Source organism: Micromonospora sp. C81 (assembly GCF_018070425.1).
Lineage (GTDB): Bacteria > Actinomycetota > Actinomycetes > Mycobacteriales > Micromonosporaceae > Micromonospora > Micromonospora zamorensis.
This window is the reverse complement of the sequence record NZ_JAGPXS010000014.1, coordinates 145743-169712: the sequence shown is the minus strand read 5'-3', so window position 1 is coordinate 169712 and position 23970 is coordinate 145743. Positions and strand designations below refer to the sequence as shown.

Annotated in this window: 19 protein-coding genes, 1 tRNA gene and 1 pseudogene; 9 read left to right on the top strand and 12 right to left on the bottom strand. The window is 69.9% G+C overall.

Features of this window, described 5'->3' with window-relative positions; translation table 11 throughout:
• Nucleotides 1–5: 5 nt before the first annotated feature.
• A complete protein-coding gene (uvrB, locus tag KBX46_RS22455) occupies nt 6–2114 on the bottom strand; it encodes an excinuclease ABC subunit UvrB (protein WP_088949283.1) in 2109 nt (702 codons plus the stop codon).
• Nucleotides 2115–2322: 208 nt separating this feature from the next.
• Between uvrB and KBX46_RS22450 the strand changes: the two genes are divergently transcribed.
• On the top strand, nt 2323–4401 hold the full coding sequence (locus tag KBX46_RS22450; RefSeq protein WP_210793936.1) for a hypothetical protein: 2079 nt from the start codon (nt 2323–2325) through the stop codon (nt 4399–4401).
• Nucleotides 4402–4411: 10 nt separating this feature from the next.
• Here the strand turns inward: KBX46_RS22450 and coaE are convergent, their stop codons facing one another.
• Nucleotides 4412–5593: a dephospho-CoA kinase gene (gene coaE / locus KBX46_RS22445; RefSeq protein WP_210793935.1), complete on the bottom strand. Its 1182-nt coding sequence runs from the start codon at nt 5591–5593 to the stop codon at nt 4412–4414.
• A 293-nt stretch (nt 5594–5886) separates the two neighbouring features.
• A complete protein-coding gene (gene rpsA / locus KBX46_RS22440) occupies nt 5887–7395 on the bottom strand; it encodes a 30S ribosomal protein S1 (RefSeq protein ID WP_030337999.1) in 1509 nt (502 codons plus the stop codon).
• Between the two features lie 491 nt (nt 7396–7886).
• Here rpsA and KBX46_RS22435 point away from each other — a divergent pair, with 491 nt between their 5' ends.
• The 4 genes and pseudogenes from KBX46_RS22435 to KBX46_RS22420 form a co-directional block, all read left to right on the top strand.
• Nucleotides 7887–8693 (top strand): class I SAM-dependent methyltransferase, encoded by an 807-nt coding sequence (locus KBX46_RS22435; RefSeq protein ID WP_308159664.1) that lies wholly within the window; start codon nt 7887–7889, stop codon nt 8691–8693.
• Between the two features lie 107 nt (nt 8694–8800).
• A complete protein-coding gene (locus tag KBX46_RS22430; RefSeq protein ID WP_210793933.1) occupies nt 8801–9352 on the top strand; it encodes a Uma2 family endonuclease in 552 nt (183 codons plus the stop codon).
• 52 nt (nt 9353–9404) lie between these two features.
• Nucleotides 9405–9623: a DUF2945 domain-containing protein gene (locus tag KBX46_RS22425; protein WP_210793932.1), complete on the top strand. Its 219-nt coding sequence runs from the start codon at nt 9405–9407 to the stop codon at nt 9621–9623.
• Nucleotides 9610–9957: pseudogene (locus KBX46_RS22420) on the top strand (DUF3140 domain-containing protein); the annotation flags it as partial. The gene KBX46_RS22425 and the pseudogene KBX46_RS22420, both read left to right, overlap by 14 nt.
• A gap of 487 nt (nt 9958–10444) precedes the next feature.
• Here KBX46_RS22420 and polA read toward each other — a convergent pair.
• The 8 genes from polA to KBX46_RS22380 all read right to left on the bottom strand — a co-directional run bounded on the left by polA (nt 10445) and on the right by KBX46_RS22380 (nt 20531).
• Nucleotides 10445–13144 (bottom strand): DNA polymerase I, encoded by a 2700-nt coding sequence (polA, locus tag KBX46_RS22415; RefSeq protein WP_088949290.1) that lies wholly within the window; start codon nt 13142–13144, stop codon nt 10445–10447.
• 134 nt (nt 13145–13278) lie between these two features.
• On the bottom strand, nt 13279–13992 hold the full coding sequence (locus tag KBX46_RS22410) for an ABC transporter ATP-binding protein (protein WP_088949291.1): 714 nt from the start codon (nt 13990–13992) through the stop codon (nt 13279–13281).
• Nucleotides 13979–14920: an ABC transporter ATP-binding protein gene (locus tag KBX46_RS22405; RefSeq protein WP_088949292.1), complete on the bottom strand. Its 942-nt coding sequence runs from the start codon at nt 14918–14920 to the stop codon at nt 13979–13981. The genes KBX46_RS22410 and KBX46_RS22405 overlap by 14 nt, the downstream gene beginning before the upstream one ends.
• Nucleotides 14913–16091: a branched-chain amino acid ABC transporter permease gene (locus tag KBX46_RS22400; protein ID WP_088949293.1), complete on the bottom strand. Its 1179-nt coding sequence runs from the start codon at nt 16089–16091 to the stop codon at nt 14913–14915. The genes KBX46_RS22405 and KBX46_RS22400 overlap by 8 nt, the downstream gene beginning before the upstream one ends.
• Entirely contained in the window at nt 16088–17071 is a 984-nt protein-coding gene (locus KBX46_RS22395; RefSeq protein WP_210793930.1) for a branched-chain amino acid ABC transporter permease, read from the bottom strand. The genes KBX46_RS22400 and KBX46_RS22395 overlap by 4 nt, the downstream gene beginning before the upstream one ends.
• 66 nt (nt 17072–17137) lie before the next feature.
• On the bottom strand, nt 17138–18289 hold the full coding sequence (locus KBX46_RS22390) for a branched-chain amino acid ABC transporter substrate-binding protein (RefSeq protein ID WP_099855881.1): 1152 nt from the start codon (nt 18287–18289) through the stop codon (nt 17138–17140).
• Between the two features lie 365 nt (nt 18290–18654).
• The gene (locus KBX46_RS22385) at nt 18655–19842 is read right to left on the bottom strand and encodes a hypothetical protein (RefSeq protein ID WP_210793929.1); all 1188 of its coding nucleotides are present in this window, start codon (nt 19840–19842) and stop codon (nt 18655–18657) included.
• 65 nt (nt 19843–19907) lie between these two features.
• Nucleotides 19908–20531: an ANTAR domain-containing response regulator gene (locus tag KBX46_RS22380; RefSeq protein ID WP_088951901.1), complete on the bottom strand. Its 624-nt coding sequence runs from the start codon at nt 20529–20531 to the stop codon at nt 19908–19910.
• A gap of 97 nt (nt 20532–20628) precedes the next feature.
• On the opposite strand from KBX46_RS22380, the gene KBX46_RS22375 reads away from it, so the two are divergent.
• From KBX46_RS22375 to KBX46_RS22365, 3 genes are all read left to right on the top strand, one after another.
• Nucleotides 20629–20706: transfer RNA gene (locus KBX46_RS22375), tRNA-Leu, on the top strand.
• A 33-nt stretch (nt 20707–20739) separates the two neighbouring features.
• Nucleotides 20740–21489 carry a transcriptional regulator gene (locus tag KBX46_RS22370; protein ID WP_210793928.1) on the top strand — a complete coding sequence of 250 codons (750 nt, stop codon included), beginning with the start codon at nt 20740–20742 and terminating at the stop codon, nt 21487–21489.
• A 79-nt stretch (nt 21490–21568) separates the two neighbouring features.
• Nucleotides 21569–22219: an NAD-dependent epimerase/dehydratase family protein gene (locus tag KBX46_RS22365; RefSeq protein ID WP_210793927.1), complete on the top strand. Its 651-nt coding sequence runs from the start codon at nt 21569–21571 to the stop codon at nt 22217–22219.
• Nucleotides 22220–22228: 9 nt separating this feature from the next.
• Here KBX46_RS22365 and KBX46_RS22360 read toward each other — a convergent pair whose 3' ends face one another.
• Entirely contained in the window at nt 22229–23407 is a 1179-nt protein-coding gene (locus KBX46_RS22360; protein WP_210793926.1) for a PLP-dependent aspartate aminotransferase family protein, read from the bottom strand.
• 83 nt (nt 23408–23490) lie between these two features.
• On the opposite strand from KBX46_RS22360, the gene KBX46_RS22355 reads away from it, so the two are divergent.
• On the top strand, nt 23491–23970 hold the full coding sequence (locus KBX46_RS22355) for an Lrp/AsnC family transcriptional regulator (RefSeq protein ID WP_088949299.1): 480 nt from the start codon (nt 23491–23493) through the stop codon (nt 23968–23970).

Sequence of the window (23970 nt, the reverse complement as noted above, 5' to 3'; positions counted from 1 at the left end):
GGCTGTCACTTCACGCCGGCGGCGTCCATGCCGCGCAGCTCCTTCTTCAGGTCGGAAACCTCGTCGCGGATCCGAGCCGCCAGCTCGAACTGCAACTCGCGGGCGGCGGCCAGCATCTGGTCGTTGAGCTCCTGGATGAGCTGGGCCAGGTCGGCGCGGGCCATCCCCTCCCGTGACGGGGTGGTGGTGGCGGACCGGCTCCGGCTGCGGGTCTCCTTGACCGGCGCCTTGCCTCGGGACAGCTGACGCACCGCGCCCCCGACGCGGGAGTTTTCGGTGTCCTCCGCCTCGCGGTAGATGTCGTCCAGGATGTCGTGGATCTTCTTGCGCAACGGCTCCGGGCTGATCCCGTGCGCCTCGTTGTGCGCGATCTGCTTGGCCCGACGCCGGTCGGTCTCGTCGATCGCCGCCGCCATCGACGGGGTGATCTTGTCGGCGTACATGTGCACCTGACCGGACACGTTACGGGCGGCCCGGCCGATGGTCTGGATCAACGACCGGCCGCTGCGCAGGAAGCCCTCCTTGTCGGCGTCGAGGATCGCCACCAGCGACACCTCGGGAAGGTCCAGACCCTCGCGGAGGAGGTTGATGCCGACCAGCACGTCGTAGTCGCCCTTGCGCAGCTCACGCAGCAGCTCCACCCGGCGCAACGTGTCGACCTCCGAGTGCAGGTAGCGCACCCGGATGCCGTTCTCGAGGAGGTAGTCGGACAGGTCCTCGGCCATCTTCTTGGTCAGCGTGGTGACCAGCACCCGCTCGTCGCGGTCGGTCCGTAGCTTGATCTCGTGCATCAGGTCGTCGATCTGGCCCTTGGTCGGCTTGATCACGACCTGCGGGTCGACCAGACCGGTCGGCCGGATGACCTGCTCGACGAACTCGCCCTGGGCCTGCTCCATCTCCCAGGTGCCGGGGGTCGCGGACAGGTAGACCATCTGGCCGACCCGCTCCAGGAACTCGTCGAAGCGCAGCGGCCGGTTGTCGGCGGCGCTGGGCAGCCGGAAGCCGTGGTCGATGAGCATCCGCTTGCGGGACGCGTCGCCCTCGTACATGCCGCCGATCTGCGGGATGGTCACGTGCGACTCGTCGACCACAGTGAGGAAGTCGTCGGGGAAGTAGTCGAGCAGGGCGTGCGGCGGGCTGCCGGGCAGCCGCCCGTCCATGTGCATCGAGTAGTTCTCGATGCCGGAGCAGAAGCCCACCTGCCGCATCATCTCGATGTCGTAGGTGGTGCGCATCCGCAGCCGCTGCGCCTCCAGCAGCTTGCCCTGGCGCTCCAGCTCGGCGAGGCGCTCGGCCAGCTCCACCTCGATGTCACGGATCGCCCGCTCCATCCGCTCCGGACCGGCCGCGTAGTGGGTGGCCGGGAAGATCACCAGCTGGTCGACCTCGCGGACCACGTCACCGGTCAACGGGTTGAGGTAGTAGAGCTTCTCCACCTCGTCACCGAACAGCTCGATGCGGACCGCCAGCTCCTCGTACGCCGGGATGATCTCCAGCGTGTCGCCGCGGACCCGGAAGGTGCCCCGCTGGAAGGCCATGTCGTTGCGGGTGTACTGGATGTCGACCAGCCGGCGCAGCAACTGGTCGCGGTCGAGCTCCTGCCCGATCTGCACCTTCACCGCCCGGTTGAGGTATTCCTCCGGGGTGCCCAGACCGTAGATCGCCGAGACGGTCGCCACCACGATCACGTCGCGCCGGGTGAGCAGCGACATCGTCGCCGAGTGCCGCAGCCGCTCGACCTCCTCGTTGATCGAGGAGTCCTTCTCGATGTAGGTGTCGGTCTGCGGGATGTACGCCTCGGGCTGGTAGTAGTCGTAGTACGAGACGAAGTATTCGACAGCGTTGTGCGGCAGCAGCTCGCTGAACTCCTTGGCCAGCTGTGCGCAGAGCGTCTTGTTCGGGGCGAGCACCAGGGTGGGGCGTTGCAGTCGCTCGATCAGCCACGCCGTGGTGGCGCTCTTGCCGGTGCCGGTCGCGCCGAGCAGCACGGTGTTGCGGTCGCCGCGCCGAACCCGACGCTCAAGATCGTCGATGGCCGCCGGTTGGTCGCCGGCCGGCTGAAAGTCACTGACGACCTGGAAGCGGCTGTCCAGCCGAGGAATGTCGAGCGCCATACCGTCAACGGTACGCCGGAGGTCCGACAGGAACGGCCGTCACGCCAGGTACGTGATCAGCTTCAATATTCCCATTGTGTGGCCCATGTCACCGGGACTACCCTCTTCATGTAGGCCGCTCGCGGCGGCCGACCGGGCAGGTGGCCAGGCCGTCACATCACGGCCGGTCGCCCCCGGCACTGCGGTCGCAGCACCCGGCTCGCCCGGCGTGCGCACCCGTGTGGTCGCGCTCGAGGCGCAGACCGGCCGCCGCGAGCGCCCCTGCTCGTCACCCCGACGCCTCCCCGCCCGTTTCATCTCCGTGGACACCTCTCCGACCCCGGCACCCGACACCACTCCCCGCAGCGCGCCCCGGCCGGACGTCACCGCCGCCGAGCGGCCCAACTCCCCCAAGGTCGGGCGGTCAGGCAGCGGGCGGCACCGCTCCGGCACCGCCTCAGAGACCACCCGGAGCACGGACACCGGAGTCGGTTCCACCACCGGCCGGCCCACCGGCGCCCGCCGAGCCGCCACCGACCGCCCGACCGACGCCGCAGCCAGCGCCAGCCGACCTGCAAACGCCCGCTCGACCAGCCCAGGGCAGCCCACCGCCGCTCAGCGAACCGGCAGTGGGCGCAGGCCCGACAAGGACCGGACCACCGGCGGCCAGGTGCCCACGGAGATCCGGGCCACCACCGGCGACGGGCCCACGGAGAACCGGACCACCACCGGCCAGGGCCCCACGCAGAGCCGAACCCTCACCGGGCGAGGTCCCGGGACAGCCGGGACGACCACCCGCCGCGAGGCCACTGCCGAACCCCCCACCGACACGGCGGACGCCACCGGCCCGGCCCCGGTCAGCCGCCGCAGACGTACCCTGCTGCTGTTGCTCGCCCTGACCGCCGCGACGTCCGCGACGGCGCTGGTGCTCGGGTTGTTGAGCTGGGCGCCCGACCCGCCCGAGCCGACCCGGCCGCTGACCCTCGCGGAGGGCGAGCGGCTGGCCGCCGTGCGGGTCACCAACCTCCGGGACCTGCGCGCCGGAGTCCGCATCACCGCCGGCGCCGACGCCGCCCGGATCGAACTGGTGGGCTGGGTGGACTGGTCGCGGTCACTGCTCTACCTCGATGTGGGTGGGCCGGGCGCGGGCGCCGAACGCGGGCTGGTGCAGCGGGTCGGCCCGGTCCTGGTCATCCGGCCCGACCCGGCAGCAGTGCCCACCCCCGCCGCGCCGCCCCTGCTGCCTCCGGCGGACCGTTGGCGGCTGCACCGACTGGCACCCGGGACGAACCTGGCACCCGTGCTCGACCTGCTCCTCGACCTCGCCGCCGACCGTCCGGACCAGACCCAGGCGGTGCCCGGCAGCGGTGCGCGTTGGATCGCTCAGGACACCGTGGCGGCCGGTCCGGTGGACGTCCTTGAGGCGTCGCTGCCGGCCGGACCGCCACGCCGTAGCCCGGCTTTCGGCAGCACGGTGGCACCCACGCCGAGCGCCGCGCCGGCGAGCACCGACCCGAACGGGCAGACCCGGTTCTGGCTCGACCAGGACGCCCGACTGCACAAGCTGGTGACCCGGTTGCCCGGCGTCGGCCCGGTCACGATGATCCTCAACCGGGCGGACCGGCCGACGCTGCGTCCGGTGGACGCACTCGGCGGCCGGCCCGGCCTGCCCCGCGCGCTGACCGACGCCGAGCGGCGTCGACTGGACCGGTTGCCGGCCCGGCTCCGGGCCCAGCGCGGTGCGACGATGACGCTGACCGCGCCCGTTGGCACGGACACGAACCTGCGGGGCGCTGGCTGGGTGAGCTGGACCACGGGTACCGCGTACCTCGCGGTTGCCGACCTGGGCGTGCCGGACCGCCGGACCCTGCTGCGGCGCGACACCGCCGGTCTGGCCCGGGCAGATGTGCCGGCGGCCGCCGCTGGTGGCGGCACCGCGGAAGCGCCCGGCCGACCACCGCTGCCGCCCCCGGCCGGGCCCTGGCGGGCCCAGCGATCGGGCGGCGACGACCTGAACGTGCTGGTCGAGGCCGCGGTGGCCGCCGGGTCGGTCGGGCCACCAGGAACGGCCCTCCGGGTACGCGAGGACGTCACCGCCGGACGGACCGTGGACGTCGTCGAGGTGGGTCCGGCCGACGCCCGACTGCGTTACTGGATCGACCGCGACGGGTCGCTACGCCGGCTGGAGCTGCACACCGATGCCAACGCGTGGGCCCAACTGGACCTCCAGCCCGCCGTGGTGCCCCGACTGATTCCAGTGCCCCGCCCGGCCGCCAAGCCTCGACCCACGACACCTCGGCCCCGCTGAGCGGTAACGCTCAGGGCCGCCAGCCGGTCTGCTCGGCCCACTGCTCCGCCCGCAGGTACTCCTCGTCGAACCACGGGTCGCGCGCCGTGCCCGAATCGCCAGCGTCCGGTGCGGCGTCGACCAGGTCCCTCTTGAGCAGCAGGTACGCGGCCCGCTGATCCGGGTCGGCCCGCAGGTGGTCGCGCATCAGCAGCGCGTACCGCCAACCCGGCGAATCGGCCACCCGCACGTGCAGGCGAACCGGGCGGGCCGGGTCCGCGCTGCCGTGCAACCTCTTCTCCCACCGACCGCTGCCGGCCGGGCGTGGGTCGTCCCACCAGTGCCCCGGCACCCGGGGGAACCCGGCGTTCGCCAGCCGGTCGACCAGCGGCCCGTCGGCGTCGGCGAGGCTGCGCACGGCCACCTGCACGTCGATGACGTCCTGGGCGGCGAGGCCGGGCAACGCGGTCGAGCCGATGTGGTCGATCCGCAGGGCGTCCGAGCCGAGCGTGTGCCGGATCCGGGCGGCCAGCCGCTCGTACTGCTCCGGCCAGCTCGCGTCGGTCCCCGCCGGGTCGACCCGGCCCGGCAGGACCACCCGCCGCTCGCGCAGATTGTCCTCGTAGGGCAGCAGCCGCTGCCGCCAGAGCTCGTCGACGGCGTCGTGCAGATCCGCCAGGCTGCCGTCGTTGGTCAGCACCACGTCCGCGGCGGCTCGTCGACGGGCGTCGTCGGCCTGGGCGGCGATCCGCCGCTCCGCCTCCGCGCGATCCATCCCCCGGTCGCGCGCCAGCCGCTCCAGTCGGGTCGTCACGGCCGTCTGCACCACGATCACCAGGTGGTACGTGGGCGCGAGCCCCACCTCGACCAGCAGCGGCACGTCGTTGACGACGATCGCGCCGGGTGCCGCCGCAGCGGCCAGCTCTGCGGTGCGAGCCCGAACCCGGGGGTGGGTGATCGACTCCAGCCGACGGCGGGCCTTCTCGTCGGCGAACACCACAGCGCCCAGCGCGACACGGTCCAATGCACCATCGTCGTCCAACACCGCGTCGGAGAAGGCCGCAACGATCTCGGCCAGTCCCTCAGTGCCCGGCGCCACGACCTCCCGGGCCACCTGGTCGGCGTCGATGAGCACCGCGCCCCGCTCGACCAGCCTCGCGGCCACCGCGCTCTTTCCCGACCCGATCCCGCCGGTCAACCCCACTCTCAGCACCCGACCAGTCAACCGGATCCCCGAGCCCGCCGCCAAACCCACCGCCATCGTCCCGACCGACCCGGCCCGAACGGCCGAGGCCCGCGCAGTCTGTCCGGGCCGACCCGGCCCTGCCCCGCCTCGTCTCGGACCGGGCTCGTCTCGGACCGGGCTCGTCTCCGACCGGGCCCGTCTCGGACCGGGCCCGTCTCGGCCCGGGCTGCTCCCACAACGAGCGGGCCTCACCCACGGCGAGGGCCCCGCCCCCAGCGATCCGAAGATCGCGGGGACGGGGCCCGTCGTCGTTCAGCGGGTCACTTACCGCCGGCGAGCTTCTCCCGCAGTGCGGCGAGCGCCTCGTCGGTGGCCAGCGTGCCGGCCGGCTCCTCGGCCTGCCGGCTCGGGGCCGGGCTGGACGAGGAGGTGGTGCCACCGCCGCCACCGGCAGCGGCCGGGACGACCGGAGTCGGGTTGGCAGCGGCCTCGGCGTCGGCAGCCCGAGAGGTCTGCACCTGCTTGGTGTGGGCCTCCCAGCGCAGACGAGCCTCGGCGTACTGGTTCTCCCAGGTCTCGCGCTGCTTGTCGTACCCCTCGAGCCACTCGCCCGTCTCCGGGTCGAAGCCCTCCGGGTAGATGTAGTTGCCCTCGGTGTCGTACGTCGCGGCCATGCCGTAGAGGGTCGGGTCGAAGTGCTCCTCGCCCTCGACGAAGCCCTCGTTGGCCTGCTTGAGCGACAGCGAGATCCGGCGGCGCTCCAGGTCGATGTCGATGACCTTGACCATGACCTCGGAGCCAACCTGGACGACCTGCTCCGGGATCTCCACGTGGCGCTCGGCCAGCTCGGAGATGTGGACCAGGCCCTCGATGCCGTCGTCCACGCGGACGAACGCACCGAACGGAACCAGCTTGGTGACCTTACCCGGCACGATCTGCTGGATCGCGTGGGTGCGGGCGAACTGCCGCCACGGGTCTTCCTGGGTCGCCTTCAGCGACAGCGAGACCCGCTCGCGGTCCAGGTCGACGTCCAGGACCTCGACCTCGACCTCCTGGCCGACCTCGACAACCTCGGACGGGTGGTCGATGTGCTTCCAGGACAGCTCGGAGACGTGCACCAGACCGTCGACGCCGCCAAGGTCCACGAAGGCGCCGAAGTTGACGATCGAGGACACGACGCCCTTGCGGACCTGGCCCTTCTGCAGCTTGTTGAGGAACTCGGTGCGCACCTCGGACTGCGTCTGCTCCAGCCAGGCCCGGCGGGACAGGACCACGTTGTTGCGGTTCTTGTCCAGCTCGATGATCTTGGCCTCGAGCTCACGCCCGACGTACGGCTGCAGGTCGCGCACACGACGCATCTCGACCAGGGACGCGGGCAGGAAGCCCCGCAGCCCGATGTCGAGGATGAGGCCGCCCTTGACCACCTCGATGACCGAACCGCGGACGACGCCGTCCTCGTCCTTGATCTTCTCGATCGTGCCCCAGGCCCGCTCGTACTGTGCCCGCTTCTTGGAGAGGATCAGACGACCCTCCTTGTCCTCCTTCTGGAGGACCAGGGCCTCGATGTGGTCGCCAACCGTCACAACCTCGGCGGGGTCCACGTCGTGCTTGATCGACAACTCCCGAGAGGGGATGACACCCTCGGTCTTGTAGCCGATGTCGAGCAGGACCTCGTCCCGATCGACCTTGACGACGGTTCCTTCGACAATGTCGCCGTCGTTGAAGTACTTGATGGTCTCGTCGATCGCGGCGAGGAATGCCTCCTCGGAACCGAGATCGTCGTGGGTGACCCGGGTGGCGCTCGAGGGGGCCTCGATGCTGCTCGTCATGTGGGCGGTTGCTCCGGTCGGTGGGTTGTCACAGCAGGCTGGTGTCGCAGTGACCTGTTCGCGCCAGCGGATCCGCCGCCGGGCACACCGAACGATCGCCTAGTGAGATCATGATGTGGCTCCGACGACCGCGTACCTGCTCCCTGCCGAGGCAACGCGATCCGCGAGCGCATCGTCTAGCCTACCGTGCGCATTACCACAGCGTGCAAGCCCTCCCGGCTTCTCTCCGTGCGGTGACCTGCGAAAGGCGAACAATCGCCCGTAAACGGCCTCTGCTGTCTCGTGCGTCACAGCAGTCCCAGCCGTCGCATCATCCAGCGGACATGCGCTCCGCGTGATCGACCCGGTTTCCTGAACATCGGCGTGTCCCACCGGCCCGGACACCGCGACTTCACCGAAACCGAGTCGATCAGGCGTCACCGCGCGAGGAGTCGCAGGATCTAGGACGCGCCGCCGTACCGAACGGGGCGATGGGGCCTAGCGTGAGCGCCGTGGATGACGACAGCCGGGTCACCCGGCGCCGGGTGGGTGACGCCGAGGCCCGGCGGGCCAACCGCGGCTGGTGGGACACCGACGCCGACGACTACCAGGCCGAGCACGGCGCGTTCCTCGGCGACGTGGACTTCGTCTGGTGTCCGGAAGGGCTGCGCGAGGCCGACGCCCGGCTGCTGAGCGACCTGGCCGGGCGGCGGGTGCTGGAGGTTGGTTGCGGCGCGGCGGCCGCTGCCCGCTGGCTCGCCACCCAGGGTGCCCGGCCGGTCGCCTTCGACCTGTCCGCCGGCATGTTGAGGCACGCCGCCAAGGCCGCCGACGACACCGGGGTACGCGTACCGCTGGTGCAGGCCGACGCCCTCGCCCTGCCGTTCGCCGACCGGTCGTTCGACCTCGCCTGCACCGCGTTCGGGGCGATCCCGTTCGTGGACGACTCGGCGGCCCTGCACGCCGAGGTGCACCGGGTGCTGCGCCCCGGGGGGCGGTGGGTGTTCTCGGTGACCCACCCGATGCGCTGGATCTTCCTCGACGACCCGGGTGAGGGCGGGTTGACGGCTGTCCACTCGTACTTCGACCGCTCCCCCTACGTGGAGCAGGACGAGTCGGGCGTGGCCACCTACGTCGAGCAGCATCGCACCCTCGGCGACCGGATCCGTGAGCTGGTCGGCGCCGGGTTCCGACTGCTGGACCTGGTGGAGCCGGAGTGGCCGGAGGGGCACGAGGGGATCTGGGGGCAGTGGAGCCCGCTGCGCGGTCGACTCTTCCCCGGTACCGCCATCTTCGTCACCGAGAAGCCCGCGGAGTGAGCGCGTCGCACCCGCGGTCCGCCCTACGTCGCAGCGACCGCCGGTAGGCTCTTCCCATGAGGGCCGAGCCCATCCGGACATCACCTGGCCCCTGGTGTCCGGACCCGATGCGGCAGCAGCGTGCCGACTACACGCTGGAGGACCTGCTCACCCTGCCGGACGACGCCCCCCGTGTCGAACTCGTCGACGGAGTCATCCAGGTGACACCCTCCCCCACCCTGGGCCATCAAGACATCTCGTTACTGCTTGCGCACTGGCTGCTGCAACATGTGCCGGCCGACCTCCGGGTCGTGCAGGCCGTCGGAGTCGGGCTGAGTTCGAACACCAGCCGACAGCCCGACGTTCTGCTGCGGCGGGCAGGCGTGTCTTCCTCCCGATCCTCGCTGCGTCCGGCGGACGTGGTCCTCGCCGTGGAGATCGTCTCGCCCGGTACGCGACGGATCGACAGGTTCGCTAAGCCCGGCGAGTACGCCGCCGCCGGCATTCCGTTCTACTGGCGCATCGAGCAGGACCCGGTGCACGTCTACGCGTATCGGATCGGCGACCGGGTGGGTCCCGGCGGTGAGCGGCAGTACGAGCTGGTCGCCGACGGCGCCGACGTGATCGAGCTGGCCGAGCCGTTCGACATCAAGCTGCCGATCGCCGAGATCACCCCGTAGCGCGTCGCCGGAACGGCCGTTTCGCCGTCCCGGTGTCGGGTAGCCGAGGAGCATGGCCGAGCAGCGATTCCGCAGAGGCGACCAGGTTTCCTGGTCGGCCCACGGCAGCCGCGCGTACGGCGTGGTGCAGGAAAGGATCACCGAGCGGACACGGATCCGCGGGCGAGCCGTGAACGCGGCCCCCGATGACCCGCAGTACCGGGTTCGCAGTGACGGAACGGGCCGCGACGTGGCCCACCGCCCCGAGGCGCTGCGTCATGAGCAAGGCTGACGACCCGGGCCGGGACACCTACCGGGAGTTCACCGAGGCGGTGAACATGAAGCCCGGCGAGCTGTCCACATGGCTAGAAACCGACGAGTCGAAGCAGGTCGGCTGGCACAAGGGCGGCCGTTCCGGTGGCGGCGAGTCCGTCGGCCACGAGTCCGGCCGGAAGATCATCAACCTGTTGCGTCGTAAACACGGGGACCTGTCCGAGGGCGACTACAAGCACATGCGCAAGGTGGTCGGCTACGTCCGACGACACATGGCGCAACGCCCGTCCGGCAACGTCCGCGACACCAAGTGGCGCTGGTCCCTGATGAACTGGGGCCACGACCCCCTGAAGTAGCCCGTGAGCATGCCCGAACCACGTCACTCCACAGCAAGATCCGCACAACTTCGGCGAAGTTGGTGCCTCAGAACCCCGCGACCCAGCACTTTCCCCGAAGTTGCGCGGATCTTGGGCCGGCGTCGGCGCACGGCGGCGCGGCGCGGCGCGGCGTGGCGCGGCGCGGCGTGGCGTGGCCCAGCGCGGACCTTGCGATCAAGAAAGCGGCGAACATCGGCGCGCACGACGTGGACCTGGCGACCCGGCGTCAGCAGACGGCGACGAAAGCGGCGCAGACCTGGCGATCAAGAATGTTGTCCACCAGGCCGAGCTGGACCGACCGCAGGGACCTCGTCGGGTTCCGGGGCAGCCCGACCCGCGCAGGGATCAAGCCTGACCGCCCGGAGCGGGTCGGGCTGCCCCGGAACCCCCAACCGCGACCGACCCAGGAACCCCGACCGCGGCGAAGCCCGAAGTCCAACCGCGATCGCGACCGCCAAAAGGCTCAGTGGTCAGCGCTGTTCCAGTCCCGCCCCTCACCCACGGACACCTCCAACGGCACCGACAAGGGGTACGCCCCGCCCATCTCGTGCCGGACCAGCGCCTCCAGAGCCTCCCGCTCACCGGGGGCCACCTCGAAGACCAACTCGTCGTGCACCTGCAGCAGCATCCGCGAGCGCAGCCCGGCCTCACGCAGCGCGGTGTCGACGTGCAGCATCGCCACCTTGATGATGTCCGCCGCGGAGCCCTGGATCGGGGCGTTGAGCGCCATCCGCTCGGCGATGTCGCGGCGCTGCCGGTTGTCGCTGACCAGGTCGGGCAGGTAGCGGCGGCGACCCAGGATGGTGGAGGTGTAGCCGTCCTGACGAGCCCGGGCGACCACCTGGTGCAGGTAGTCGCGCACCCCGCCGAACCCGGCGAAGTAGTTTTCCATCAGCCCGCGCGCTTCTTCGGTGTTGATCCCGAGCTGCTGGGACAGGCCGAAGGCGCTCAGCCCGTACGCCAGGCCGTAGTTCATGGCTTTGATCTTGCGGCGTTGGTCGGGGGTGACCTGGTCGAGCGGCACCCCGAAGACCGACGAGGCGGTGGCCGCGTGGAAGTCGGCGCCGGAGTTGAAGGCGTCGATCAGCGCGTCGTCCGACGACAGGTGCGCCATGATGCGCATCTCGATCTGGCTGTAGTCGGCGGTGAGCAGGCACTCGTAGCCCTCTCCCACCACGAAGGCCCGGCGGATCCGCCGGCCCTCCTCGGTGCGGATGGGGATGTTCTGCAGGTTGGGCTCGGTGGACGAGAGTCGACCGGTGGCCGCCACCGTCTGGTTGAAGGTGGTGTGGATCCGGCCGTCGTCGGAGACCGACTTGAGCAGACCGTCCACTGTCGACTTGAGCTTGGCGACGTCGCGGTGGCGCAGCAGGTGGGCCAGCACGGGGTGCGGCTGTTGCGCATAGAGCCACTGCAGGGCGTCGGCGTCGGTGGTGTAACCCGTCTTGATCTTCTTGGTCTTCGGCAGGCCCAGCTCGGTGAAGAGGATCTCCTGCAGCTGCTTGGGCGAGCCGAGGTTGAACTCCCGGCCCACCGCCTCGTACGCGCCCTGAGCGGCGGCCTTCACCTCGGCGGCGAAGTGCGCCTCCAACTCGGACAGATAATGCGTGTCGGCGGCGATGCCGGTGCTCTCCATGCCGGCCAGCACCCGCATCAGCGGCAGCTCGACCCCGGCCATCAGGCGGGCGGACTGCTCGCCGTCGCGGGACAGCTCAGCGTCGATCGCGTCGGCCAGGTCGAGGGTGGCCCGGGCCTGGAGCATCAGGTTCTGCTCGACCACACCCTCGTCGCCCAGCCCGTCGAGGGTGAGCTGGCCGGACTCCGGGACGTCGACGCGCAGCTCCCGGTGCAGGTAGCGCAGCGCCAGGTCGGTCAGGTCGTAGGACCGCTGGTCGGGGCGGGCCAGGTACGCGGCGATCTGGGTGTCGCGGACGATGCCGGCGAGCTGCCAGCCGTGCGCGGCGCAGGCCAGCACGGCCGGCTTGCTGTCGTGCAGCACCTTGGGGCGCTGCTCGTCGGCCAACCAGCTGGCCAGGGCGCCCTCGTCGGTCGGGTCGAGCGTTGCCGGGTCGACCCAGGCCGCCGCACCGCCGGCGGTGGCCAGCGCGAGACCGGTGATCGAGGCGGTGTGCCGGCGGTTGGGGCCGGTGTCGAGCTTGACCGCCAAACCGACGGGGGTGCCGGTCGGCGCGTGCGTCGTCAGCCAGCCAGCCAGCGTGCCGGGCTCGGTGAGCACCTCGCCGGTGAGGTCGAACCCGGACTCGGCCTCCGGCTCGACCGCCTCCAGGTACTGGTAGAGGCGGTCGCGCAGGATGCGGAACTCCAGGGTGTCGAAGACCTGGTGCACGGCCTCCCGGTCCCAACCGGTCCACCGGGCGTCCTCCGGGCGCAGCGGCAGCTCCAGGTCGGAGACCAGGCAGTTGATCTCGTAGTTGCGGATCACGTCGGCGAGCCGCTCGCGCAGGCTGTCGCCGGCCTTGCCCTTGATCTCGTCGGCACGGGCGATAACGCCCTCCACGCCGCCGTACGTGATGATCCACTTGGCTGCGGTCTTCGGGCCGACGCCGGGGATGCCGGGCAGGTTGTCACTGGTCTCGCCGACGAGCGCGGCGAGGTCCCGGTACTGCTGTGGCGGAACGCCGTACTTCGCCTCGATCGCCGCCGGGTCCATCCGGGCCAGGTCGGAGACGCCCTTACGCGGGTAGAGGACGGTGATCTGGTCGTCGACCAGCTGGAACGCGTCCCGGTCGCCGCTGCTGATCAGCACCGTCATGCCCTGGTCGCGGGCCTGGCAGGCGAGCGTGGCGATGACGTCGTCGGCCTCGAAGCCCTCTTTTTCCACCACTGGGATCTGCAGCGCGGCCAGGACCTCCTTGACCAGGCTGACCTGCCCCTTGAAGTCGGTCGGGGTCTCGCTGCGGCCGGCCTTGTACTCCGCGTACTTGTCGGTGCGGAAGGAATGGCGGGAGACGTCGAAGGCGACGACGATGTGGGTGGGCTGCTCGTCGCGCAGGACGTTGATCAGCATCGAGGTGAAGCCGTAGACCGCATTGGTCGGCTGACCCGTCGTGGTGGAGAAGTTTTCCACAGGCAGGGCGAAGAAAGCCCGGTATGCCATGGAATGTCCGTCGACGAGGAGCAGGCGCGGCGTCGTAGCTGTCACGGCAGCGACTCTAGCCCGTCGCACCGACATCCCTGGCCGGCGGCACCGGGTGACACGACGCCGAAACGGCGTCCGCTCCGAACGCCGACGGCCGGCCACCCCGTGCAGGGATGACCGGCCGTCGCTCGGGTGGCTCAGGCCACGCCGAGGTACGCCTCCTTGACCGACGGATCGTGCAGCAGGTCCTGACCGGACCCCTCCTTGACGATCTGACCGGTCTCCAGCACGTAGCCGCGGTGTGCCCGCGACAACGCCTGCTGGGCGTTCTGCTCCACCAGCAGGATGGTGGTGCCCTGCTGGTTGATCTCCGTGATGATGTCGAAGATCTGCCGGATCACCAGCGGGGCCAGACCCATCGACGGCTCGTCGAGCAGCAGCAGCTTCGGACGGCTCATCAACGCCCGGCCGACCGCGAGCATCTGCTGCTCGCCGCCGGAGAGCGTGCCGCCGGCCTGCTTGCGCCGCTCGGCCAGCCGCGGGAAGAGGGTCAGCACCCGCTCCAGGTCGGCGGCGATGCCGGCGGAGTCCCGCCGGGTGTACGCCCCCATGTCCAGGTTCTCCATCACCGTCATACCCGGGAAGATCTGCCGCCCCTCTGGCGACTGACACAGCCCCCGGACCACCCGCAGGTCGGCCCGGAGCTTGCTGATGTCTTCACCATTGAAGGTGATCTTCCCGTTGGCGAGCGACCGGGTCCCGGAGATGGCCCGCATCGTGGTGGTCTTACCGGCGCCGTTCGCGCCGATCAGGGCCACCACCTCACCCTCGTTCACGGTGAGGCTGATGCCGTGCAGCGCCTCGATCCGGCCGTACGCGACGGCGACGTTCTCGAGCTCAAGCAGCGTCATCGGCTGGCTCCCCCAGGTATGCGGCGATCACCTTCGGATCGCGGCTGACCTCCGCGGGCGCACCCTCGGCGATCTTGCGGCCGAACTCCAGCACCACGATCCGGTCGGTGACACCCATGACCAGCCGCATGTCGTGCTCGATGAGCAGCACGGTCAGGCCCATGTCGCGGATGTTGCGGATCAGGGTGAGGAGCTCCTCCTTCTCCGCCGGGTTGAAGCCGGCGGCCGGCTCGTCCAGGCAGATCAGCTTCGGCTCGGTGGCCAGCGCGCGGGCGATCTCCAACCGGCGCTGGTAGCCGTACGGCAGGTTGCGTGCCTCGTCGTTGGCCCGGTCGGCGATGCCGACGAAGCGCAACAGCTCGAGCGCCTTGGCCTCGGCGGCCCGCTCCTCGAGGATGTGCCGGGACAACCCGAACGTCTTGGCGAACGTCCGGCGAATCTCCTGCCACGACCGCTGGATGCCCGACTCGGCGGTGACCTGCGGCAACTCGTGCTGCTTCGGCCTGCGCCGAGGCAACCGGAAGAGCGCCCCGGGCACGCTGGTCTTGTGCCGGGAGTCGGTGCCGACCATGACGTTCTCCAGCGCCGTCATCTCCGGGAAGAGACGGATGTTCTGGAACGTCCGGGAGATGCCCAGCTGGCTGATCTGGTGCGGCTTGCGGCCGGTCACCTGCTGGCCCTGGAACCGGACCGCTCCGGAGGTCGGCTTGTAGACCCCCGTCATCACGTTGAAGCTGGTGGTCTTGCCGGCGCCGTTGGGCCCGATGAGACCGAGGATCTCGCCCTCGTAGATCTTGAAATTGATCTTGTCGAGGGCCACCACGCCGCCGAAGCGGAGCGTGACGTCGTCGACTTCGAGCAGTACCGACCGGGGCCCCGGCTGGGCCGGGATCTTCGGCGCGGACGTGCTGGTGGTCTGGTCAGACATGAGCAGGCGCCTCCTCTGCCTCGGCCGCGCGGTCCTTCAACTCACGGGCCCGCCGCCGGCTGGGGATCAGGCCCTGCGGACGCAGGATCATCACCAGCACCATGGCCAACCCGAAGACCAGCCACCGGTAGTCGGCGAAGTCGCGGAACCGCTCCGGCAGGTACGCCAGCAGGACCGCGCCGAGCGAGACGCCGATCATGTTGCCGGAACCGCCGACCACGACCATGGCGACGAAGAGGATCGAGAGGTTCGCGTTGAACTGGGTCGGGTCGATGAACGCGTTACGGCTGCCGAAGAGGAAGCCCGACAGGCCACCGAGCGCCGCGCCCATGGCGAACGCCCACAGCTTGAACTTGAACGGATACACGCCCATCACCGCGGCGGCGTCCTCGTCCTCACGGACCGCGAGCCACGCGCGACCGACCCGGCTGTGCTCCAGCCGGCGAACCAGGATCACCATCAGCAGTACGAAGGTGATCGCCAGCCAGTACCAGGGCTTCGCGTCGATCAGACCGAAGACCTTGTTGTCCGCCGACGGCGGACCCTCCGGACCCGGAATGGCCGAGATGCCGACCGGACCGTTGGTGACGCCGGTGGCGTTGCGGGCGACGATGCGGATGATCTCACCGAAGCCGAGTGTCACGATGGCCAGGTAGTCACCGCGCAACCGAAGCGTCGGCCAACCCAGCAGCACACCGGAGATCATCGTCAGCACGATCGCGAGCAGGAGACAGATCCCCCAGGTCACCGCCCAGGTCGGCGGCAGGTTGAACTCCTGCTGGATCCACTTGACGACCGGCGAGTTCACCGAGCCGAAGAGCGCCACGCTGTACGCGCCGATGGCGAAGAAGCCGATGTAGCCGAGGTCGAGCAGGCCGGCGAGGCCGACCACCACGTTCAGACCGATCGCGACAAGCACATAGATGGCGCAGATGAAGAGCACACCCGCCCAGTTGTTGCCGCCCTCGATCGAGTCGGTACGCAGGTTGTTCAGACCGGGGATCATGAGACCGCCGGGCAGCTTGCCCAGGTACGGCAGGTGGTAGACGAAGACGAGCAGAGCCACCACACCGATGGCCTTCTGCCACTTCGGCAGGGCCTGCCAACGGTCGCTGACCGAGGTCAACAAACCGACCCGGCGGCGGTCTGCGGAGCGAATCTTGTCGATCATGCGCGGGCCCTCCCGAGCGACTCACCCAACAGGCCGGTGGGCCGGAACATCAGCACCACGATCAGCACCACGAAGGCGATGACGTCCTCCCAGTTGGACGCGAAGAGCGTCGCGCCGTAGACCTCGACGATGCCGAGGAAGAGGCCACCCAGCAGCGCACCGCGCAGGTTGCCGATGCCGCCGAGCACCGCTGCGGTGAACGCCTTCAGGCCGAGCACGAAGCCGATGCTGTTCTGCGTGAAGCCGAACCGCATGCTCCACAACAGCGCGGCGGCGCCGGCCATGATGCCTCCGAGCACGAAGATCAGCATGATCACGCGCTCCTGGTTGACGCCCATCAGCGCGGCGGTTTCCGGGTTCTGGGCCACGGCCCGCACACCCCGGCCGTACCGGGTGCGGTTGATGAACCAGTCCAGCAGCGCCATCATGGCCACGGCCGAGACGAAGACGATGAGCTGGATGTTCGTGATCGCCGTGTTGCCGATGGTGAACAGGGTCTCCTGCTGGATGATCGTCGGCATACCGACGATCTGCCGGGGTCGGCCGAACACATCCGGCAACGCGCCACCAAGCAGCTTGGGCAGGACCTGCCCGAACAGCTCCACGAAGACCAGCGACAGGCCGATCGCGGTGATCAGGAAGATCAGCGGCGGCGCGTTCTTGCGTCGCAACGGCCGGTACGCGATCCGTTCGAGCGCCAGGGCCGTGCCGCCGGAGGCCACCGCCGCGACGACCAGACCAAGCACCAGGAACAGGATCGCCTGGCCGATAGGCGGGTTATTTTGCACCCCGAGCTGGTTCCAGACGATCAGCACCGCGAAGGTACCGACCATGAACACCTCGGAGTGCGCGAAGTTGATCAGGCGAAGGACGCCGTAGACGAGGGTGTAGCCGAGGGCGATCAGGGCGTAGATCGCACCCTTGGACAGGCCGTCGACCGTGTGCTGGCCGAGATGGCCGATCAGTTCATCGAAATGCACCGGGGGTCTCCTTGAATCGAGTGCGGCCGGGGTGAAACACCCCGGCCGCACTCCATTGCGGGGGCGTCAGCTGAGCTTGAGCTCCTGCAGCGCTTCGATGGCCTCGCCCTTGATCTGGTAGGCCCAGATGACGACCTTCGTCGGGTCGACGTCACCCTTGGAGTCGAACTTGATGTACTTCGACACACCCTGCTTGTCGTACGACTTCACGAACGCCAGGATGTCCCCCCGGCTCTTCTTGCCAGCCTTGAAGGCGTCCAGGTAGATGGTGGCGCCGTCGAAGCCTTCCGCACCGTAGGAGCCCGGCGGGATGCCGAACTTCTTCTGGTAGTCGGCAGAGAAGGTGCCGCCAGCCTTGTCAGCCGGGAGGCACGGGCAGGTGATGATCGCGCCCTCGGCACCGCCGGAGGCACCCTTCGGGAACGCCGTGTCGTAGAGACCGTCCGGACCGACGAACTTGGCGTTGACGCCAGCGGCACGCATCTGCTTCACCAGCGGGGCGGCCTCACGGGTGTAGCCGCCGTAGAAGACGAAGTCAGCCTGCGAAGACTTGATCTTCGAGACGGTGGCGTCGAACTGCGTCTGCCGCTCCTGGATCTTGTCCTTGTTCACGACCAGCGGGCCGAGCTGCTTGCCCAGCTCGTCGGTGATACCGGCGCCGTAGGCGCTGGCGTCATCGACCATGAAGACCTTCTGCGCGTTCTGGGTCTTCAGGTAGCTCGCCACCGCACCGGCCTGCGTGCCGTCGTTGCCGACCACGCGGTAGAAGGACGTGTTGCCCTTCTGGGTCAGGTCGGTCCGGGTCGCCGACGGGCTGACCATCGCCAGGCCAGCGGCCTGGTAGATCGGCATCGTCGCGTCCGACTCACCGGAGAAGTGACCACCGATGACACCGAGGAACGAGTTGTCCCCCGCGATCTGGTTCGCGAACGGGGTCGCCACCGCGGGGTCACCCTGGGTGTCGAACTCCTGCATGGTGACCTTGCAGTCCGCGTTCGCCGCGTTGAACTGCTCCACGGCGAGCTTCGCGCCGTTGAGCGACGGGATCACCAGACCCGCGTTGTCACCAGTGAACGCGCCGAAGATCGCGATCTTGCCACCGCAGTCACCGGACGCGGTTCCACCCTCGCTGCCACCGGAATCCTGGCAACCAGCCGCGACCACCAGGGTCGCGGCGAGCGCAACGGTGCCCAGCGCCCGTACATAGCTTCGCCTCACGGCTTCAGACCTCCTCCAGATGCGGACGCGGCTGACCCGTTGCGACGGCGACAGCAGCAGACCGCAATTCCACCCACCCCGCAGGGACTGCCCCTGCGTTACGGCTCGTGATGGCGGAGCGTACCGACACCGCATACCGTCCCGGAAGACCTGAACGCTGGGTCTGCGAAACCGTTACGAAGACGTGGGCAATCATGTCGATGTCCGTAACAGGTGAATCCGCCGGACGGTCCTTAAATCCACGGCGGGTCGCAGTCCGTCCGCACCCGCCCGGACCGGGCACTGCTGCCGAAAAGGCCGATTGACCTGCTGAAACGCCTCAGCGGGACCACAACCGGACCCATGCACCACGTGAACGTCGGCGTTCAGACGCCCACACCGGCCGCCCACCACAGCCCGGCCCGCGTCCCGTCGTCGGCCGCCAACCACCACCGGTCACCCACCGCCACCAGCGTCACGTCCCGATCAACACCGGCCGGCACATCGAGCGGCGCCGTGACCTCCCGCCACGACCCGCCCCGGTCCGACGACACCCACACCGAGTGCCGCGCCCCGTCCGTCACCGCCGCGAACAACCGATCCCCGGACGACACCAGCGACGTCACACTCTGCACCCCGGCCCCGGCCCGCCGCCCGAACGTCCCGGCGGACACCCAACTCTCCGCCTCCTGCCGCCAGGCGCCGAACACCGCCCCACGCAGACCGACCGCCACCGCCACCCCGCCGACCAGCACCACCCGCTGCAACTCCTCGTACTCCGAACCGCCCGGCAGCACGGTGCGCCGCCACGACCGCCCGTCCGGTGACGACCAGACCGCCGGGTCACGGTCGATCCGGCCGGCTGGCAGAAGGCCGCCCACCGCCAACCAGCCCGACGACGTCGCCACCGAGTCGAACGCCCAGGTCACCCCCACCGCGTCACTCGCCAGCTCCGGCGCACCCTCGACCAGCGCGAACTCCGCCGCGTCCGGCGACGACACCCAGGAGGCCGCGCCCGCCGAACGGTTACCGACGATCAACCAGCCCTGCGCACCCGCCGTCAGGCGGGAAACGTTCACCGCCGTCGGCCCGCCGTACGTCTCGAACGACGCCTGCACCTCGAGCAGCGCACCGTCAGCCACCTGCCGCCAGGTGCTCACCCGCGGGTAGCCGTGCGCGCCACCGACCTTCGCGCCGATCAGCGCCGCCTTCCCGTCCCGGCAGGCCACCGACAGGAACACGTTCTGCCGACCGTAGAAGGACTCCGCGCGAATCGGCAGCAGCGTCCAGGTCGTACCGTCCACACTGGTCCAGGCCGCCGGACGCGTGCCGCCCTCGGCGTCGACGACGCCACCGACCACGAACCACCGATCCGCGCACGACGCCGCGTCACGTATCACTGGACGTCCCGCACCGCCCGGCGGCGCCGGCAGTGTCAGCGGCTGCCAAGCCGGCCGCAACGCCGGCGCGGCGGGCGTCGCCGACCCCGCGCCGTCGGGCGCGGCCGACCCGTCGCACCCGGCAAGCACCAGCGTGAAGAGGCCGAACACCGCGATCACCCGTCGGACGGACATCCGCCGATGCTAACCACCGGAGGCCGCTCACGGCGGCCCACACGGCCCGTTGTCGCGCGGAGCGCTCAGACGGTCGGCTGCTGCGACACCTCGCCGCCGGCGGTCTCCGCGAGGATCCGCTCGGCGACCTCCTTCATGGTCATCCGGTGGTCCATCGCCGTGCGCTGGATCCACTTGAACGCCTGCGGCTCGGTCATGCCATACGTGGTCATCAGCGCGCCCTTGGCGCGCTCCACCGCCTTGCGGATCTCCAGACGGTCGGTCAGGCTCGCGACCTCGGCCTCCAGGGCCGCGACCTCCGAGTAGCGCGACAGCGCGATCTCCACCGCCGGGACCAGGTCACTCTTCTGGAAGGGCTTCACGAGGTACGCCATCGCGCCCGCCGCCCGCGCCCGCTCCACCAGATCACGCTGACTGAACGCGGTCAGGATGATCACCGGGGCGATCCGGGCACCGGCGATGCGCTCGGCGGCGGCCAGCCCATCCATGATCGGCATCTTGATGTCGAGGATGACCAGGTCGGGCTTCAACTCCTCGGCGAGGCGAACGGCGGTCTCGCCGTCGCCGGCCTCCCCCACCACCTCGTAACCCTCTTCGACCAGCATCTCGGCGAGGTCCAGCCGGATCAGCGCCTCGTCCTCGGCGATCAGTACGCGCCTGCGCTCGGTATCCGTCGGCATCTCAGCCACCAGCCCTACCCCCACCAGTTCGAACGCGTCACCCGCCCAGCCGGGTGTCACCGCCCTCAGCGTAGTGGGTATCCTGTCAGTGCTGAATCAGGGAAGCGCCCTCGTAGCCCAACTGGCAGCAGGCAATGGTCTCAAACTCCATACAGTGTGGGTTCGAATCCCACCGAGGGCACCAAAATTTGTCGTACGGGTGTTCGAGAATCTTCTCGTGCATCCACCCGAGATACGTGCCCGTGCGCGACAGCTCTTCCTCGCTGGCGGCACGGTTGCCGACACCGCTCGTGCGGTCGGCCTGCCCTATCGGACCGTCTGGCACTGGTGCAACGACCGACCAGAGACGAAGTTCCAGGGCACCCAACACCGGTGTTTTCGCTGCCGTGACGGTGTCGACAGTCCGACAGACCCGCAGGCCTATGCCTATCTGCTCGGTCTCTACCTCGGCGATGGCCACCTGGTGACGACGGCACGCGTGCCGGTGTTGCGCATCTACTGCTCCGACGCATGGCCAGGGCTGATCGAGGCGTGCGACGTCGCCATGCGGGCCGTGCTCGCGGCAAAGGTGCAGCGTGTCCAGAAACAGGGTTGCGTGGGAGTACAGAGTTACGGTGTGCACTGGCCGTGCCTGCTCCCGCAGCACGGCCCCGGTAAGAAGCACGAGAGGCCGATCGTCCTGGCCGACTGGCAGCGACCGATTCTGGAAAACCACCCCGGTGACTTCCTGCGCGGTCTGTTCCACTCCGACGGCTGCCGCGTCGCCAACCGGGTGACAGTGCGCGGCAGGGCGTACGTCTACCCGCGGTACATGTTCGTCAACGAGTCGGCCGACATCATGCGGCTGTGCCAGTGGGGCCTCGACCTGCTGGGCATCGACTGGCGGATGAACCGGCGCAACTCGCTCTCGGTGGCGCGACGGGGCGCGGTCGCCGTGTTGGACCGGCACGTGGGCCCGAAGTCCTGACCGGTACCGCGCGGATCACACCGACCGTGGGAGCCTGGCCGCCAGGCGGCAGCGGGGTCGACGACAGGGGTGGGAACTGATGCGGGTGGTCATCTTCGGTGCGACCGGCATGGTCGGCCAGGGCGTGTTGCGGGAGTGCCTGCTCGCCGACGACGTGCGGGAGGTGCTGACTGTGGGTCGCCGGTCGACCGGTCGGCAGGACGCGAAGCTGCGGGAGCTCACGGTCGCGGACGTGGGTGAGTTGGATTCGGTGCGCGCCGAGTTGACCGGTGTGGACGCGTGTTTCTACTGCCTGGGCGTGTCCTCTCTGGGTCTGGACGAGGCGGCGTACACGCGGGTGAGCTACGACTACCCGCTCGCGGCGGCACGGTTGTTGGCGGAGGTGAGCCCGCAGGTCACGTTCGTCTACGTGTCGGGCCAGGGCACCGATTCGTCGGGTCGGGGTCGGGTGATGTGGGCGCGGGTCAAGGGTCGGGCCGAGAACGCGATCGTCGAGTTGCTGCCCAACGGCTACGCGGCGCGTCCCGGTTTCATCCAGCCGACCTACGGGGCGGTGTCGAAGACCCGGTTGTACCGGTTCGGGTACGCGGTCGCGCGGCCGCTCTTTCCGGTGTTGCGTCGGTTGCTGCCGAACCAGGTCACCACCACCGACGGGATCGGTCGGGCGATGCTGCGGGTGGCTCGGCAGGGCTCGCCGCGTCGGGTGTTGGGCAACCGCGAGCTGCGCTGACCGGGCCCGTCAGGCGATCGTGTCGAGGGCCTGGGCGAGGTCGGCGCGCAGGTCTTCGGGGTCTTCGAGACCGACCGAGAGCCGCAGCAGGGCGGCGACGGGTTTCGCGTCTCCCTCGACGGGTCGGTGGGTGAGCGAGGCGGGGTGCTGGATGAGGGTGTCGACGCCGCCGAGGGAGACGGCGTGGGTGATGAGGCGGCAGGCGCTGGTGACGGCGGCCGCGGCGGGTGCGCCGCCGCGTACCTCGAAGGCGAGCAGGCTGCCGGGTCCGGCCATCTGCCGGCCGACCAGCGCCGCCGGGTCGTACACCGAGGGGTGGTGCACCCGGTGTACGGCCGGGTGGTCGGCGAGCCAGCCGGCGAGTTTCTCGGCGCTGGCCTGTTGGGCGCGGACCCGCAGCGGCAGGGTTTGCAGGCCGCGGTGCAGCAGGTAGCCGCCGAGTGGGTGCAGGATCGCGCCGGTGACCGCGCGGACCTGGCGTAGTCGTGCGGCCCAGTCGGCGTCGCAGGCGACGACGCCGGCGAGCACGTCGCCGTGCCCGCCGATGCTCTTGGTGGCGCTGTGCAGGACGAGGGTGGCGCCGTGTCGGGCGGGTTGTTGCAGTACGGGGGTGGCGACGGTGTTGTCGACGAGCAGCGGGACGTCGCCGGCCGCGGCGGCGAGGGCGGCGATGTCGACCAGGTCGAGGGTGGGGTTGGCGGGTGTCTCGACGATGATCAGCGCGGTGTCGGGGCGGATGGCGGCGGCGACCTCGTCGGGGCGTGCCCAGGTGACTGTGGTGCCGAGCAGGCCGGTGGCGAGGACGTGGTCGGTTCCGCCGTAGAGGGGCCGGACGGCGACGACGTGCCGGCGGTTGTCGCGGGCGGCGGCGAGCAGGGTGGCGGTGAGGGCGGCCATGCCACTGGCGAAGGCGACGGCCTGGGCGGTGCCCTCCAGTTCGGCGAGGGCGGTTTCGAAGCGGGCGACGGTGGGGTTCCAGAGCCGTTGGTAGACGGCGCCGCCCTCGGCGGGGAGGGTGCCGCCGGTGGCGAGCTGCTCGTACGCGGCGCCGCCGTCGTCGACCGAGGGCAGTGGGTTGGTGGTCGACAGGTCGATGGGTGGCACGTGCACGCCGAGGGCGCGTAGGTCGTCGCGGCCGGCGTGTACGGCCCGGGTGTCCACCGTTGTCATGCCGGTAGCGTCGAACATCTACTGCCTGATGGGCAATGGTTCGGCAGATCATTCTGTCGATCGGCTTGGTTTTGGTGGCGGATTCGGGCGATGATGGCGGGATGCCTCCTGAGCCGAACGATGTGCGGCCGTATCCGGCCCTGGACGAGGTGGACCGCGCGATCCTGAGCGAGCTGGCCGCTGATGGTCGTCTGCCGAACAACGCCCTCGCCGAGCGGGTGGGGGTGGCGCCGTCGACGTGTCTGACGCGTACGCGGGCGCTGCGCGAGCGTGGCGCGATCCGTGGTTTCCACGCCGAGGTGGATCCGGCCGCGCTCGGCCTGCCGTTGCAGGCGTTGGTGTCGGTGCGGTTGACGGCGCACGAGCGGGCGGCGGTGGACGCGTTCCGGGCCCGGTCGGTGCGGCTGCCGGGGGTGGTGTCGGTGTTCCACGTGGCCGGCGCGGAGGATTACGTGCTGCACGTGCGGGCGGCGTCCGGTGACGCGTTGCGGGACTTCGTGCTGGACCATCTGGCGGTCGACCCTGTGGTGCAGCACACCCAGACCAGTCTGATCTTCGAGCAGGCGCGCGGGATGGGCTGA

What these genes read in the sequence shown, in the direction of transcription:
- rpsA (WP_030337999.1), bottom strand. Translation starts at nt 7,395, where the DNA reads ATGACGAGCAGCATCGAGGCCCCCTCGAGCGCCACCCGGGTCACCCAC.
- KBX46_RS22405 (WP_088949292.1), bottom strand. Translation starts at nt 14,920, where the DNA reads ATGTCTGACCAGACCACCAGCACGTCCGCGCCGAAGATCCCGGCCCAG.
- KBX46_RS22360 (WP_210793926.1), bottom strand. Translation starts at nt 23,407, where the DNA reads ATGTTCGACGCTACCGGCATGACAACGGTGGACACCCGGGCCGTACAC.
- KBX46_RS22400 (WP_088949293.1), bottom strand. Translation starts at nt 16,091, where the DNA reads ATGATCGACAAGATTCGCTCCGCAGACCGCCGCCGGGTCGGTTTGTTG.
- KBX46_RS22365 (WP_210793927.1), top strand. Translation starts at nt 21,569, where the DNA reads ATGCGGGTGGTCATCTTCGGTGCGACCGGCATGGTCGGCCAGGGCGTG.
- KBX46_RS22385 (WP_210793929.1), bottom strand. Translation starts at nt 19,842, where the DNA reads ATGTCCGTCCGACGGGTGATCGCGGTGTTCGGCCTCTTCACGCTGGTG.
- uvrB (WP_088949283.1), bottom strand. Translation starts at nt 2,114, where the DNA reads ATGGCGCTCGACATTCCTCGGCTGGACAGCCGCTTCCAGGTCGTCAGT.
- KBX46_RS22425 (WP_210793932.1), top strand. Translation starts at nt 9,405, where the DNA reads ATGGCCGAGCAGCGATTCCGCAGAGGCGACCAGGTTTCCTGGTCGGCC.
- KBX46_RS22430 (WP_210793933.1), top strand. Translation starts at nt 8,801, where the DNA reads ATGCGGCAGCAGCGTGCCGACTACACGCTGGAGGACCTGCTCACCCTG.
- KBX46_RS22355 (WP_088949299.1), top strand. Translation starts at nt 23,491, where the DNA reads ATGCCTCCTGAGCCGAACGATGTGCGGCCGTATCCGGCCCTGGACGAG.
- KBX46_RS22410 (WP_088949291.1), bottom strand. Translation starts at nt 13,992, where the DNA reads ATGACGCTGCTTGAGCTCGAGAACGTCGCCGTCGCGTACGGCCGGATC.